Annotated in this window: 10 protein-coding genes; 2 read left to right on the top strand and 8 right to left on the bottom strand. The window is 72.5% G+C overall.

All coding sequences use genetic code 11. The annotated features are described in order from the left end of the window. Positions 1–36: 36 nt before the first annotated feature. Positions 37–546: a transcriptional regulator NrdR gene (nrdR, locus tag HA039_RS08235; RefSeq protein ID WP_161309412.1), complete on the bottom strand. Its 510-nt coding sequence runs from the start codon at positions 544–546 to the stop codon at positions 37–39. 432 nt (positions 547–978) lie between these two features. Between nrdR and lexA the strand changes: the two genes are divergently transcribed. After that, a complete protein-coding gene (gene lexA, locus HA039_RS08240) occupies positions 979–1,764 on the top strand; it encodes a transcriptional repressor LexA (protein ID WP_161309411.1) in 786 nt (261 codons plus the stop codon). A 98-nt stretch (positions 1,765–1,862) separates the two neighbouring features. Here the strand turns inward: lexA and HA039_RS08245 are convergent, their stop codons facing one another. The 5 genes from HA039_RS08245 to HA039_RS08265 form a co-directional block, all read right to left on the bottom strand. Next, entirely contained in the window at positions 1,863–3,833 is a 1,971-nt protein-coding gene (locus tag HA039_RS08245; RefSeq protein ID WP_167026024.1) for an ATP-dependent DNA helicase, read from the bottom strand. Positions 3,834–3,871: 38 nt separating this feature from the next. After that, the gene (locus tag HA039_RS08250) at positions 3,872–5,647 is read right to left on the bottom strand and encodes an IucA/IucC family protein (protein ID WP_243870015.1); all 1,776 of its coding nucleotides are present in this window, start codon (positions 5,645–5,647) and stop codon (positions 3,872–3,874) included. Positions 5,648–5,951: 304 nt separating this feature from the next. Continuing rightward, positions 5,952–6,662 carry a GNAT family N-acetyltransferase gene (locus tag HA039_RS08255; protein ID WP_167026027.1) on the bottom strand — a complete coding sequence of 237 codons (711 nt, stop codon included), beginning with the start codon at positions 6,660–6,662 and terminating at the stop codon, positions 5,952–5,954. Between the two features lie 43 nt (positions 6,663–6,705). Then, positions 6,706–8,628: an IucA/IucC family protein gene (locus HA039_RS08260; protein WP_167026031.1), complete on the bottom strand. Its 1,923-nt coding sequence runs from the start codon at positions 8,626–8,628 to the stop codon at positions 6,706–6,708. Between the two features lie 32 nt (positions 8,629–8,660). Next, the gene (locus tag HA039_RS08265; protein WP_167026033.1) at positions 8,661–10,025 is read right to left on the bottom strand and encodes a diaminobutyrate--2-oxoglutarate transaminase family protein; all 1,365 of its coding nucleotides are present in this window, start codon (positions 10,023–10,025) and stop codon (positions 8,661–8,663) included. 286 nt (positions 10,026–10,311) lie between these two features. Between HA039_RS08265 and HA039_RS08270 the strand changes: the two genes are divergently transcribed. Continuing rightward, positions 10,312–11,532, top strand: a complete 1,221-nt coding sequence (locus tag HA039_RS08270) for a trypsin-like serine peptidase (RefSeq protein ID WP_167026036.1) — start codon at positions 10,312–10,314, stop codon at positions 11,530–11,532. 102 nt (positions 11,533–11,634) lie between these two features. Here HA039_RS08270 and hflX read toward each other — a convergent pair whose 3' ends face one another. After that, positions 11,635–13,146 (bottom strand): GTPase HflX, encoded by a 1,512-nt coding sequence (gene hflX, locus HA039_RS08275; RefSeq protein WP_167026039.1) that lies wholly within the window; start codon positions 13,144–13,146, stop codon positions 11,635–11,637. A 159-nt stretch (positions 13,147–13,305) separates the two neighbouring features. Next, a complete protein-coding gene (locus HA039_RS08280) occupies positions 13,306–14,835 on the bottom strand; it encodes a M1 family metallopeptidase (protein WP_167026043.1) in 1,530 nt (509 codons plus the stop codon). Positions 14,836–14,852: the final 17 nt, after the last annotated feature.

The raw sequence follows: 14,852 nt of genomic DNA on the forward strand, positions 1-14,852 counted from the left end.
GTCGAGGGCAGGCCCAGGGGGCCGGGACTCGGTCGGTCAGTCGGTGACGGTGGCGGGGACGGGGCCTTCGAAGGTGTCGCCGGTCCCGCTTTCCTCCGAGAGAGGCCGCTCACGCAGCTCCGCGACGGCGGCCTCGAAGTCTTCGAGCGAATTGAACGCCCGGTACACGGATGCGAAGCGCAGGTACGCGACGAGGTCGAGTTCCTGCAACGGGCCGAGTATGGCCAGCCCCACGTCGTGGGTGGTCAGCTCGGCGCTCCCGGTGGCGCGCACCGCCTCCTCGACCCGCTGGCCGAGCTTGGCGAGGGCGTCCTCGGTGACGGGTCGTCCCTGGCACGCCTTGCGGACGCCGGAGATGACCTTGGTACGGCTGAAGGGTTCGGTCACGCCGCTGCGCTTGATCACCATCAATGAGGCGGTCTCGACCGTCGTGAAACGGCGCGAGCAGTCGGGGCACTGACGGCGGCGGCGGATCGACGTCCCGTCGTCGGTGGTGCGGCTGTCGACGACCCGGCTGTCGGGGTGCCGGCAGAAGGGACAGTGCATGGCTCCCATCCCTCCTTCGCAGCGTGACTGAACAGCACCGTAGTGGCCCGGAACGGGCCCCTCGAAGCAACCCCCAGCATAGGCGATGCTTCCCGGCCACGAGCACCGGGACCACTAGTTCTGGGTGGCTGGAACAATCCAACCACTAGATCTGGGGTTTTCCGCATCTTAGGCCCCAGCGTGTCCCCCGTGTCGCCCGGGGATCGGCCACGAGAGTACGGGAAGGGCGCGGCGGCCCGGATTCCGGCCCGGCCGGTGGAAGAATGCGGCGCGGGACCGCCTGCGGAACGGCCCGTTCAGAACGGGCTATACACCTGGTAAGTCGCACACGTAAGGCACTCATCGGTTTTTCACTCGAACGTGTGTTTGGCGCAACCTTTCGAAAGCAACTACCGTTGTCCAGCTAGGGAGAACATTTCGAGAGGGGCCGACGTGACCACCACCGCAGACAGTGCCACCATCACTGCCCAGGACCGCTCCCAGAGCCGACTCGAGCCGGTGCATGCAATGAATGACGCAGTCACGAACCCGGAGGGGCCCAAGCCCAACCGGTCACTGCCCGGCAGGCCTCCAGGAATCAGGGCGGACAGCTCCGGTCTCACCGACCGGCAGCGGCGGGTCATCGAGGTCATCAGGGACTCCGTCCAGCGGCGCGGGTACCCCCCGTCGATGCGGGAGATCGGCCAGGCGGTCGGGCTCTCCAGCACGTCGTCGGTGGCCCATCAGCTGATGGCGCTGGAGCGGAAGGGGTTCCTGCGCAGGGACCCGCACCGCCCGCGGGCGTACGAGGTCAGGGGCTCCGACCAGCCGAGCACCCAGCAGACGGACACGACCGGCAAGCCCGCCGCGTCGTACGTCCCGCTGGTCGGCCGGATCGCGGCCGGCGGTCCGATCCTCGCGGAGGAGTCCGTCGAGGACGTCTTCCCGCTGCCCCGTCAACTGGTCGGGGACGGCGAGCTGTTCGTGCTGAAGGTCGTCGGTGACTCGATGATCGAGGCCGCGATCTGCGACGGCGACTGGGTGACGGTCCGCCGCCAGCCGGTCGCGGAGAACGGCGACATCGTGGCCGCGATGCTCGACGGCGAGGCCACCGTCAAGCGCTTCCGGCGCGAGGACGGCCACGTGTGGCTCCTCCCGCACAACGCGGCGTACCAGCCGATCCCCGGCGACGAGGCCACGATCCTCGGCAAGGTGGTCGCGGTGCTGCGCCGGGTGTGAGGCAGCCACCACACGCTCCGAACGGGGCCTCGGGACCGTACGTCGGTCCCAGGGGCCCCGTTCTCGTTCCTGACCTCCTCAGCGGGCGCCCGGACCGGTCACAGTCCGTCCGCCTTCGCCTTCGCGTCGATCGCCGCCAGGGAGCGCCGGGCCTGGCCGCCGTCCGTGGTGTACCAGAACGCCGGCAGGGACGCCCGCAGGAAGCTGCCGTACCGCGCCGTGGCCAGCCGGGGGTCCAGGACCGCCACCACACCCCGGTCCCCCGTCGCCCGGACCAGCCGGCCCGCGCCCTGGGCCATCAGCAGCGCCGCGTGCGTCGCGGCCACCGCCATGAAGCCGTTGCCGCCCGCCTCCTCCACCGCCTTCTGGCGCGCGCTCATCAGCGGGTCGTCCGGCCGCGGGAACGGGATGCGGTCCATCACCACGAGCTGGGAGCTGGGCCCCGGCACGTCGACGCCCTGCCACAGCGAGAGCGTGCCGAACAGGCAGGTCCGGGGATCCGCCGCGTACGCCTTGATCAGCTCGCCGAGCGTCTCCTCGCCCTGGAGCAGGATCGGCACGTCCAGCCGGACCCGCAGCTCCTCCGCCGCCGCCTGCGCGGCCCGCATCGAGGAGAACAGCCCGAGCGTGCGCCCCCCGGCCGCCTCCACCAGCTCCGCCAGCTCGTCCATCATGTCGCCGCGCGAGCCCTCCCGGCCCGGGGTGGCCAGGTGCCGGGCGACGTACAGGATCCCCTGCTTCGGGTAGTCGAACGGCGAGCCCACGTCGAGGCCCTTCCACTGCGGGACGTCGTCGCCCCCCGTGCCCTCGGGGGCCAGCCCCAGCGAGGCGCCCACCCCGTTGAAGTCCCCGCCCAGCTTGAGCGTCGCGGAGGTCAGGACCACCGAGCGGTCGGCGAAGAGCTTCTCCCGCAGCAGCCCCGACACGGACAGCGGCGCGACCCTCAGGGAGGCGCCGAACCGGTCGTGGCGTTCGTACCAGACGACGTCCCACTCCGACCCGTTGGCGATCCGCTCCGCCACCCCGTGGACGCCCTCGACGGCCGCGAGAGCCTGTTTCCGTACGACATCCTCGTCCTGCACGGACTTGTCGCGGGTCGAGCCCAGCGCCGAGATGACCGTACGCGCCGCGTCACGCAGCGCCATCAGCGCGTAACCGAGATCCTCGGGGATCTCCTCCAGGCGGCCCGGCAGGGCCAGCTCCATCAGCCGCTCGAAGCCCTCGGCCGCCGTCTGGAGCTCGTCGGCCACCTTCTCGTTCACGAGCCGCGCCGCGCGCCGCACCGCGCGGTTGACCTGGCCGGGGGTCAGCTCGCCGGTGGCGACCCCGGTGACCCGCGAGACCAGCTCATGGGCCTCGTCCACGATCAGCACCTCGTGCTGCGGAAGGACCGGCGCGCCCTCGATCGCGTCGATCGCGAGCAGCGCGTGGTTCGTGACGACGACCTCGGCGAGCTTGGCGCGCTCCCGGGCCAGCTCCGCGAAGCACTCGGCGCCGTACGCGCACTTCGTCGCCCCCAGGCACTCCCGCGACGAGACGGAGATCTGGGCCCAGGCCCGGTCGGAGACCCCGGGCGTGAGGTCGTCGCGGTCCCCCGTCTCCGTCTCGTCGGCCCAGTCCCGCATCCGGAGCAGGTCCTGGCCCAGCTTGCTGGTCGGCGCCGCCGCCTCGAACTGGTCGAACAGCCCGTCGTCCTCCTCCTGCGGCATCCCCTCGCGGAGGCGGTGCAGGCAGAGGTAGTTGGAGCGGCCCTTGAGCATGGCGAACTCGGGCCGGCGCCGCAGCAGCGGTTGCAGCGCGTCGACCGTACGCGGAAGGTCGCGCTCCACGAGCTGGCGTTGCAGCGCCAGCGTCGCCGTGGCCACCACGACGCGCTCTCCGTGCGCGAGGGCGGGCACCAGATAGCCGAGGGACTTTCCGGTGCCGGTGCCGGCCTGCACGAGGAGGTGGGACGGGGCGTCGATGGCTTCGGCGACGGCCTCGGCCATGGTGACCTGGCCTGGCCGTTCCACGCCGCCGACCGAGGTCACGGCGGCATGGAGGAGCTCGGGGAGTGTTGGCTTCGTCATAGCCCGACCACCCTACGGTGCACCACTGACAACGGCGTTCACCCGCCGCTCCCCCGGGAGGCGAGCGGGTTGGGAACCGTACCGTGCACAGCGGCGTGCGGGCGCTGCGCCCGGTCGCGGTACCCGTCGAGATGGAGGCGGTTGCGGTTCAGGCACAGCCGGGCGATGCGCGGTGTGAGCAGGTCGAACGTCTCGAAACGCTCGCGGAGTTCCGGGAAGCGGTCCTGGTGCCGGTCGATCTCGGCCCGTACGAGTGACCAGAACTCGGCCTCGGACACGCCCAGTTGATCTTCGCAGAGCGGTGCCAGATAGCGGAACACACCGACGAAGAGCCCTGAATGGATGAACTGCACCAGGAAGCCCGGCTCTTCGGTGAGAAGGACGTCCTTCACCTCGCGGGGCATCGTGTCGTGCTCGGGCAGCGGCAGGGCGCTGACGTTCACGTCGTCGACGAAGTCCTTGATCGCGAGCCGTACCGGCGCGTCCTGGTCGTCGAAGACGACGATGGCGTTCTCGCCGTGCGGGGAGAAGACCGTCCCGTACCGGTAGAGGAAGTGCAGCAGGGGCGGCAGCAGGGCGGCGAAGAGCCGTTCGAGCCAGACGGCGGGGGCCAGTCCCGACCGGGCGACGAGTTCGGCGGTGAGGGCCCGGCCCGCCGGGTCGGTCTGGAGCAGCGAGGCGAGGGTGCGGGCGCGCTCGCCGGGGGCCAGCCGGGCCTGGAGGGGTTCGCGCCAGATCGCGCCGAGCAGTTCCTTGTACTGGTACGGGACCTCGGGGAGGTGGTCGTACAGCGGGTGCTCGACGGCCACGGACGCCACCTCGCCGAGGAGGATCACCCCGCACTCGTCGCGCAGGAAGGGGTCAGCGTCGCGCAGTCCGTGGACCCAGGCGGTGACGGCGGGGGCGGCGAGGGTGCGTTCGGTGGGGAGGCCGCGCCAGACCAGGGTGTTGAGGACGGACAGCGGCAGTTTGACGGTGTGCCGGTCGGGCCGGTCGACGTTCAGGAAGGTTCTGACGGACTGCTGCGGGAGTCTGAGGTCACCGTCGGAGGGGAGGGGCACGACGGCTCCCCGGGCTATCTCCGCGGTGTACAGCGGGAGGAGCACCTCGTCCCACTGCCAGGGGTGGACGGGCAGGTAGAGGTACGCGGCGGGGTCGAGGCCCCGGTCGCGCAGGACCCGGTCGTAGCGCTCGCGGACGGCCGCGTCGAGTTCGAGGGCGTACAGCAGGTCGGGGGTGCGGAGGGCGGGGACACCGCTGTACGTGGCGAGCGAGGTGCTGACGGCGATCCACGGGAGCGCGGCGGCTGTGCGGGCCTCGGGGGCCCAGCGGGCCGCGTCGGGGGCGGAGAAGCCGATCCTGCCCTTGTTGAGGACGATCCACGGGTGGCCGGTCTGGTGTCCTTCGAGCTCCGCGTAGCCGAGGTCGGCGAGGCGGTCGGCGCTCAGGGCGGTGTGGTCGAGCCGGACGTCGGCGGCGAGGGTGGTGGAGAGCTCGCGGACGAGGTGGCCGAGGGTCGCGCCGTCGAGGGCGAGGACGCCGCGGGCGAGCATCAGGAAGCGCAGGGGGTCCGTGAAGGGCCGGCCCTCGGAGGTGACGGTCCCCGCGTCGACGCGCCAGCTGCCGTACGAGCCGCGGGTGGCGCGGAAGGCGAGTGTCCCGCCGGCGTCGAGGGTGAGGGTGTAGAGGCCGTCGTCCTCGCCGGGCCGCGGTTCGATGATCTCCTCGTACGCGAACTCCCCGAGCATCTTGGCGAGGAGGCGGGCGCCCGCGCGGTCCCACGCCCGGGCGGTCAGCCCGGGTGGGGAGAACAGGTCGCCGGGGGCGTCGGCGGCGGTACGGGACGGGGCGCCGGTCGCGTCGCCGGCCGGCTCCTGGGCCGCGTCGCGCGCCGCGTCGTGCGGGGAGCCGTGGGTGGAGTCGTGGGTGACGGAGGACTGGGGCACGGGGGCTCCTCGGGAGGCGGGCCGGAAGGGATGGAGCGGTGCGGTGCGGTCGTTACCCGGTGTTCGTCGGGCGGGCGGGCGGTGCGGTGCGGTCGTTACGCGGTGCCGGTCGGGCGATGTGTCGGTGGAGCTGCGTGCGCGTCGAGCGCCGCGGTTCAAGGCGGCTGCGCCCTCAGAGCAGGTCGCGGAGCGCGCGGTCGCGGACCATCAGGGCGGCTCTCTTGTCGGGGAGGTCGATCTCCGCGCCGAAGCGGAACCCGGCGCTGAGGAACGCCGAGACGGACGGCGTGTTGCGCAGGTCCGGTTCGGCGACGACCCGCCCGCAGCGGGGCCGGTGGTCGAGCACGAGGTCCGCGACGGCCCTGAGCAGGGCGGTGCCGACGCCCCGGCCCCGGTCGGCGACGCCCCCCAGGAGGAGGTGGATCCCGGTGTCGTGCGGGCGGGCCGGGTAGTGACGCGCGAGCGGGTCGAGATCGGCCCGGTAGATCTCCCAGTAGCTCATCGGGATCCCGCCGAGCACACCGAGGCAGGGGGCGCTGCGCCCGTCCCCGTGCAGTTGTGGCCGCAGGTGGTCGGCGGTCACGGACTCGGGTCCCGCCAGCTCCCAGAACGCGGCGACTGCCGGATCGTTCATCCACCGGCTGATCAGGGCAAGGTCCCGCTCGACGCGGACGGGGACGAGCTGGAAGACACCGGCGGAGGTGGTGACGGGTCCCCACTGCGCCGGGGAATCGAGGAGCCGCCCGTCGGGGCCGCCGCCGGGCGGCGGGGAGCCGCCCGTCGGGAGCCCGGCGGCCGGGTCGCCTTCCGCGAACAGCGCGATCAGCTCGTCGGTGAGCCGCAGATCGAGGGTGTCCTCGGCGCTCGCATCGGTGGGAGGCACAGTGGCGCTCTCCTCTCGGCAGTTCGGACAGGGAGGTGTTCCTTCAGCGGCGAAGGGGGTTGGTGATCGTGACGTAGACGGACTGGGTGTCGACCGGTCCCACCAGCTCGTCGAGGCCGTGCAGCCGGGTGAGCAGGTTGGCCTTGCAGCGCAGGGTGGGCGCCTCCAGGAGCAGCGCGGGCAGCGGTGAGCCGAGCGCCGCGGCCCCGGCGAGGAACTGCCGGAGGGCGGCGAGCAGCACCCGCTCGTCGGCGAGCCCCTGCGCCCCGAACGCGCCGATGAGGCCGAGGACGTTGTTGATGCCGAGGTAGTAGGCGAAGCGCTCGTCGGTGACCGCGTCGGAGACGAACGTGTCGCTGGCCGCCCCGATGCCGGGGAGGCGGCGTTCCAGGGCGGCGCGGTGGGACTCGCGGAAGTAGTAGCCCTGGTTGTCGCGGTAGCGCCCGCCGGCCGGCCAGCCGTCGGCGTCGAGGAGCACCAGGGTGTTCTGCTGGTGGGCCTCCAGGGCGATGCCCGCGGTGCCGTCGAGCCAGAGCACCGGGCGTACGACGTGGTCCAGGTAGCGCAGGAACCACTCGGCCGACACGGCGGCGGTGGAGCGGCCGGTACGGGCGGCGAGCGCGGCGACGGTCGCGGCCAGCCGGGAGTGGGTGCCCGGCGTTCCCGGGTAGGGCCGGGGGGCGGTCAGCGCGGCGATGCAGACGGCGTCGTCGCCGGGGCGGAACGGGTTGTGGCGGAGCATGACGTCGAGTCCGGTGACGGGGTGTCCGTCCGGGGTGTCGACGGCGAGCCAGGCGGGGTCGCGGACGATGTCGAAGGAGGGGTGGGCGGCCTGCCACTCCTTGCCGAGTCCGCCGCGCAGGAGGCGGTGGACCTCGACGCCGCGGTGGAGTTCCTTGCGGAGGTTCTCCCGGCGGGAGTTGGTGATGCGCAGGCCGAGGGAGAGCTTGAGCATGGCGGGGGCGCCCGGCCGGTGCACGGTGCGGATCGAGGAGGTGGGGTGCCAGGAGTCGCCCTGTGCCCCGAGGTCGTGGAGGAGTCCGGCGTCGAAGAGGTCTGCGACCTCCTGACGGTGCCTCAGATCTCTTGCCTGCCAGGGGTGGAGGGGCAGCGGGACGGTGTGGTCGGGCAGGGGGAGGTCGCCGAGGAGGCGGGCGGTGAGCTGTCCGGCGGGGACCACGCGGCCCTGTTCGGTCCAGGCGGAGTCGGTGGCGAGGACGGACCGGTCGACGGCCATCCAGTGGAGCAGGAAGGAGCCGCGCAACTCCGGTGAGTAGAGGCGGGCTTCGGCCTCGGAGAGGCCTTCGCGGCTCTTGGGGGTGGGGTGCAGGGGGTGGCCGAGGACGAGGGACTGCTCGGCGGTGAGGAACAGGTCGGCGCCGACGGCCGCGCCGGGGCGGCGGCGCCGGTCGGTGACGAACGCGGCGGTGTGGCGTACGGAGTCGGCGACCCGGCCGACGAGGTCGGCGCCCTGGAAGCGGCCGGACTCGCGGCCGAGGAGGGCGGCGAGGGTGACGGCCTCGACGGCTGGGGCGTCGCCGGGGGCACTCTCCAGGAACGGCATCCCGAAGCGGTGCCAGCCCGTGGCGGACCAGTACCGGACGGGTACGAGCAGGGCGGTGCCGCTGACGTGGAGCGGGACGCGCAGTACGTCGCCCTCGGGGCGGGCGAGGTTGTTCTCCCGTACCCAGCAGCGCAGCAGGTTCTCGACGGCCGCCGCGTCGGCCGCCTTCTGCGGGTCGGGGTGGTCCAGGTGGTCGGGGTGGTCCGCGTGGCCCGGCCGGTCCGCAGGTCCCGGCCGGTTCGCGGGTCCTGACCGGTCGCCGGTCGACGCGGCGGTCGGCGGGCGCGTCTCGGCGGGGCTCGCGACCGTTTGCCGCGGCACCGTCGGCGACTCGACGGTGAGGGGGGCCTCGGCGGAGGAACGGCCGTCGGCCTCGGGCGCATCGGGTGCGGTGGGGTTCACGAGTGGGGGCTTCCTTGTGATGGGGTCCGGGGTCAGTGCGACGGACCGGATTCTGTCCGGAGGAGCGCTCCGCGCTCGGCTGCGGCCAGGGCGTCGGCGAACCGGTCGAGGACGGCGGCGGCCTGTTCGTCGGTGAGGGTGAGGGGCGGGAGCAGACGGACGACGGCGGACTGCCGGCCGCCGAGCTCGACGATGAGCCCGCGCCGGAGGCACTCCTGCTGGACCGCCCTGGCGAGGACGGGGTCCGGCGGAGCCGGGGCGTCGGCCTCGGGAGAGACCAACTCCACCCCGATCATGAGGCCCCGGCCGCGCACGTCCCCGATGCAGGGGTGGTTCGCGGCGAGTCCCTGGAGCTGTCCCAGCATGCGGGCACCGAGGAGGGCGGCGCGCTCGGCGAGACGGTTCTCCCGTACGTACGCGAGGGTGGCGGCGCCCGCCGCCATGGCGAGTTGGTTGCCGCGGAAGGTCCCCGCGTGGGCGCCGGGCTGCCAGCAGTCGAGATCCTCGTGGTAGACGATCACCGCCAGCGGGAGGGAGCCACCGATCGCCTTGGAGAGAACCATGACGTCAGGGGTGATTCCGCTGTGCTCCACGGCCCAGAAGGTACCGGTCCGCCCGACTCCTGTCTGTACCTCGTCCGCGATGAGCGGGATGGAGCGGGCCGTGGTGATCTCACGCATCCTGCGCAGCCAGGCGTCCGGCGCGGGGATCACCCCGCCCTCGCCCTGGACCGGTTCGAGGATCATCGCGGCGGGCGCGGGCACCCCGCCCTTGGGGTCGTCGAGGAGGTTCTCGGTCCAGCGGGCGGCGAGTTCGGCGCCGCGCTCCCCGCCGATGCCGAACGGGCAGCGGTAGTCGTACGGGTAGGGAAGCCGGGTGACCCGTACGTCGGGGGCCCCGCCGGACGCCGCGAGGGCGCCGGCCGTCATCCCGTGGTAGGCCCCGGTGAAGGAGAGGAGGCCCGAGCGGCCGGTGGCGGTACGGACGAGGGTGAGCGCGGCCTCGACGGCGTCCGTGCCGGCGGGACCGCAGAACTGCACCCGCGCGTGGCGGGCGAACCGCGGGGGCAGCGTGGCGAACAGCTCCGTGGTGAAGGCGTCCTTGACGGGGGTGGCGAGGTCGAGGACGTGCAGCGGGGCGCCCGAGTCGAGGACCTTCCTGATCGCGTCGAGGACCACCGGGTGGTTGTGCCCGAGGGCCAGGGTGCCCGCGCCGGACAGACAGTCCAAGTACCGTCTGCCGTCGGCGCCTTCGATGGTCAGGCCCCGGGCGCGCACGGGAACGATGGGCAGCGACCTCGCGTACGTACGAGCCGCCGATTCACGCAGCGCCTGGCGCCGCAGAATGCCCTCGTGTGCGACGGTCGGTGCCGCCGGAGCTGGTTCGGTCACGGCCACGGCTGATGGTCCTCCCGCAGTCACAGGTCGGTTGTGTGTCGGTACGGCGCTCACCGGCCGGAACCCGGCGGCGGACGGCGTACGTGTCCCCCCGCACATGTCAACGACGGGGAATGCCCCGGATCACGGGCCCGCGGGAAGAACCTTGGCCGCGGAACCACGCCCCTGCCGTTCGCCGTCCCCATCGGCAACGGCATAGTGGGAGGGCGCGCCCCAGGACCGTGACCTGGCGCGCCGTCGGTTCCTACAGCTCGGCACAACTCCTAAGTCCCTGGGGGATTCACGCATGCGACCCATCCGCCCGATGTCCGCCGTCCGCAGGGGAAGGCGCCCGGGGCGCGGGATGTCCTCCGCCCTCGCGGCGGTCTCCCTGGCCACGGTGCTGGCACTCACCGCGACGGCCTGCGGCTCGGGTGACAACACCGCGTCCGACGGCTCGTCCGGCGCGACTGCCGCCCCCGCCGACGGCAAGATCCAGATTCCTGACGATCTCAAGGAGCGCCTCAAGGAGCGCGGGATCGACATGGACAAGTGGAAGAACGGCGAGTGGAAGGACTGGGACAAGGACAAGTGGCTGCGTGAGGCCCGGGACTTCGTCAACCCGATCATCAAGGACCTCTGGGGCCCGGACCGGATGCGCGACGCGCAGCAGCCCCCGGAGCAGCCGGTCGCGGACCACGACATCTCGGGTGACGCCGGGGTGACGGACCCGACGCCGCAGCCGGTCGAGGCGGCGGCCGTGAGCACGCCGTACGACGCCAGTTCGCCCGCGTCGGGGAAGCTGTTCTTCGACGGTCCCGAGGGGTCGATGGTCTGCTCGGCGACCGTGGTCACGGACCCGGCGCACCCCGGCAAGTCCAACCTGGTCTGGACGGCGGGGCATTGTGTGCACGCCGGCAAGAAGGGCGGCTGGTACCGCAACCTGGTCTTCGTGCCGTCGTACAACAACGACGGTCTGTCGGAGGCCGCGTTGCAGGCCGATCCCGACAAGCAGGCCCCGCACGGCCTGTGGTGGGCGGACGGCGCGCTGACCTCCGACCAGTGGATCGCGCAGGGTTCGTCCACCGGCGGGCAGGGCGCTCCGTACGACTTCGCGGTCATCCATGTGACGCCGGAGAAGGGCGGCACGGGCGCTTCCCTGGAGGAGACGGTCGGCGCGGCGCTGCCCGTCGACTTCGACGCCCCGGCCACGGCGGACATCTCGACCGTGACGGCCACCGGTTACCCGGCGGCGCCGCCGTTCGAGGGCCAGAAGCAGTTCCGGTGCGCGGACCGGCCGGGCCGGCTGTCGCTGAAGGCGGACGACCCGACGATGTACCGCATCGGCTGCACGATGACGGGTGGTTCGTCGGGCGGCGGCTGGGTCGCCGAGGGCGCCGACGGCAAGCCCGCGCTGGTGTCCAACACGTCGATCGGCCCGGTCAAGGCCGGCTGGCTGGCCGGCCCGCGCCTGGGTGACGTGGCGAAGGGCATCTACGACGCGGTCAGCGAGAAGTTCGCGAAGTAGCGGCGCGAGTGCGTTAACCCGACAGACACGACGGCCAAGGGCCCGTTCCCTCACGAGGAGGGAACGGGCCCTTGGCGTTCGAGCGTCCGCGTGGCCGTACGGTCAGGGCGCGACCGGCACCGGGACGTACCCGGACAGGGCCGCGGCCAGCTCCTCGTGGACGCGTGCCTTGAGGAGCGTGCCCTCCGGGGTGTGCTCCTCGGAGAGGACCTCACCCTCGGCGTGCACCCGCGAGACCAGCCCGCCCAGGGTGTACGGGACGAGCACCTCGACCTCGACCTCGGGCCGGGGCAGCTCGGCGTCGATGAGCGCGAGCAGCTCGGCGATGCCCTGGCCCGTACGGGCCGAGACCGCGATCGCGTACCGCTCGGCGCCCAGGAGCCGCTGGAGGACCAGCGGATCGGCGGCGTCGGCCTTGTTGATCACGACGATCTCGCGGACGTCCACCGCGCCGACGTCCCGGACGACCTCGCGCACGGCGGCGAGCTGCTCCTCCGGGGAGGGGTGCGAACCGTCCACCACGTGCAGGATCAGGTCGGAGTCGCCGACCTCCTCCATCGTGGAGCGGAACGCCTCGACCAGGTGGTGCGGCAGGTGCCGGACGAAGCCGACCGTGTCGGCCAGCGTGTACGTCCGGCCGCTCGGCGTCTCGGCGCGGCGCACGGTGGGGTCCAGGGTGGCGAACAACGCGTTCTCCACCAGCACCCCGGCGCCCGTCAGGCGGTTGAGCAGGGACGACTTGCCCGCGTTCGTGTATCCGGCGATCGCGACCGACGGCACCCTGTTACGGCGCCGCTCCTGCCGCTTGATCTCGCGGCCGGTCTTCATCTCCGCGATCTCCCGGCGCATCTTCGCCATCTTCTCGCGGATCCGGCGCCGGTCCGTCTCGATCTTGGTCTCACCGGGGCCGCGGGTGGCCATGCCGCCACCGCCGCCGCCACCCATCTGCCGGGAGAGCGATTGGCCCCAGCCGCGCAGCCTCGGCAGCATGTACTGCATCTGGGCCAGCGCGACCTGCGCCTTGCCCTCACGGGACTTGGCGTGCTGGGCGAAGATGTCGAGGATCAGGGCCGTACGGTCCACGACCTTGACCTTGACGACGTCTTCGAGGTGGATGAGCTGGCCGGGGCTCAGCTCACCGTCGCACACGACGGTGTCGGCCCCGCTCTCCAGGACGATGTCCCGGAGCTCCTGGGCCTTGCCCGAGCCGATGTACGTGGCCGGGTCGGGCTTGTCGCGGCGCTGGATCACGCCGTCGAGGACCAGCGCGCCGGCCGTCTCGGCGAGCGCCGCCAGCTCCGCGAGGGAGTTCTCGGAGTCCCGCACGGTCCCCGACGTCCAGACACCGACGAGCACCACGCGCTCCAGGCGCAGCTGCCGGTACTCGACCTCGGTGACGTCTTCGAGCTCGGTGGAGAGGCCTGCCACGCGGCGCAGGGCCGCGCGGTCGGAGCGGTCGAGCTGCTCGCCGTCCCGCGCCCCGTCGATCTCATGGCTCCAGGCGACGTCCTCTTCCATCAGAGCATCGGCCCGAAGGCTGTCCGTGCGGGTGTCCGCAGTGCTGTCGTCCGCGAAGGTCTGCGCGTGCTGGGAAGGGGAGGAAGAGGAGGTCATCGGATCCTTACGTCGCTGGGGGAAGTGAAGGCGGGGGGAGCCGCGGCCTCACGGCCCGGCGTACCCCTCGATCGTCACAACGCGTGACGGTCCGGATTGATTCCCGGCCGCGCCACCCGCTGCCCGACCCGTTGATGGTGGCACGCTTCCGCCCGGCCGTCACTCCGGTTTCACGGGCCGTTCCCGTGCCGTGTCCGGGGCCGCCCCCGGGTCGGTGTCCCGGCCGCCGGGCCGGTTCGCGGGGACGGTCTCGGTACGCCACTCCGGGTGACCGGGCATGGGCGGCGTCTTCTTCCCGTACAGCCAGGCCCGGAAGAAGCCGCTCAGGTCACGTCCCGCGACGTCCGAGGCCAGCGCGGTGAAGTCGGCCGTGGTGGCCGTGGAGTCCCGGTGCTGCCGGACCCAGAGCCGCTCCAGCCGCTGGAAGGCGCTCGCGCCGATCTCCTGGCGCAGCGCGTAGAGCACGAGGGCGCTGCCGTCGTAGACGACCGGCCGGAACAGGCTGATCTGGTGACCCGGTGTGGGCGGCTCGGGGGCGGCGGGCGGCCCGCCCTCCGCGCGCCAGCTGTCGGACATGCCGTACGCGGTGCGCATCCGCTCCTCCAGCGGCCGCTTGCCGTACTCCTCGGCGTAGAGGGCCTCGTACCAGCTCGCGTGTCCTTCGTTGAGCCACAGGTCGGACCAGGTGCGCGGGGTGACGCTGTTGCCGAACCACTGGTGGGCCAGCTCGTGGACCATGATCGCGTCGACGTACCAGGCGGCGTACTCGGGGCGGGTGAAGAGGGCGCGTTCGAAGAGGGAGAGGGTTTGTGTCTCCAGCTCGAAGCCGGTCTCGGCGGTGGCGATCAGCAGCCCGTACGTCTCGAAGGGGTACGGGCCGACCTGCTGCTCCATCCATCGCATCTGCGCGGGGGTCTTCTTGAGCCAGGGCTCCAGCTTCGCCGTGTCGGCGGCCGGCACGACGTCGCGTACGGGCAGGCCGCGCGGTCCTTCGCGGTGCAGGACGGCCGACTTCCCGATGGAGACCTGCGCCAGCTCGGTGGCCATGGGGTGGTGGGTGCGGTAGGTCCAGGTGGTGGTGGCGCCCGCGCGGTTCTTCTCCTCCGGCAGCCCGTTGGCGACGGCGGTGAGGTTCTCGGGGACGGTGATACGGAAGGTGAAGTAGGCCTTGTCGGCGGGGTGGTCGTTGCCGGGGAAGACACGGTGCCCGGCGTCCGCCTGGTTGGCCATCACCAGTCCGTCGGTGGTGCGCACCCAGCCGCCCGCCCGGCCCCGGGGGTCGCTGGTGTGGTGGACCGTGACCGCCATCCGGGCGCCGGCGCCGAGGGGCCTCGCGGGGGTGACGACCAGGTCCTCCCCGGCGGTGGCGAAGGTGGCGGGCTCGCCGTTGACCCGTACCGAGCGGACCGTGCCGTGGGTGAAGTCGAGGTTGACGCGCTCCAGCCGCTCCGTCGTCACGGCGTTGATCTTGGTGACGCTGTCCAGCGGTTTGGTGTTGTCGCCGCCGTAGGTGAGGTCGAGGTCGTAGGTGAGGACGTCGTAACCGGGGTTGCCCAGGGTCGGGAAGAGCGGATCGCCGATGCCGAGCGCCTCGGGCGTGGGCGGCGCCGCGGACGGGGTCGCGGCGACGAGGGTGGCCGAGGCGGCGGCGAGCAGGGCGGCGCGCAGCCGGCGGGAGGTGAGCAGCATGGACCACCGCTACCAGC

It is taken from the genome of Streptomyces liangshanensis (genome assembly GCF_011694815.1).
GTDB classification, from domain to species: domain Bacteria; phylum Actinomycetota; class Actinomycetes; order Streptomycetales; family Streptomycetaceae; genus Streptomyces; species Streptomyces liangshanensis.

Excerpts from the sequence above, each read along its gene's own strand:
- nrdR (WP_161309412.1), bottom strand. The coding sequence starts at position 546 with ATGCACTGTCCCTTCTGCCGGCACCCCGACAGCCGGGTCGTCGACAGC.
- HA039_RS08245 (WP_167026024.1), bottom strand. The coding sequence starts at position 3,833 with ATGACGAAGCCAACACTCCCCGAGCTCCTCCATGCCGCCGTGACCTCG.
- HA039_RS08270 (WP_167026036.1), top strand. The coding sequence starts at position 10,312 with ATGCGACCCATCCGCCCGATGTCCGCCGTCCGCAGGGGAAGGCGCCCG.
- hflX (WP_167026039.1), bottom strand. The coding sequence starts at position 13,146 with ATGACCTCCTCTTCCTCCCCTTCCCAGCACGCGCAGACCTTCGCGGAC.
- HA039_RS08280 (WP_167026043.1), bottom strand. The coding sequence starts at position 14,835 with ATGCTGCTCACCTCCCGCCGGCTGCGCGCCGCCCTGCTCGCCGCCGCC.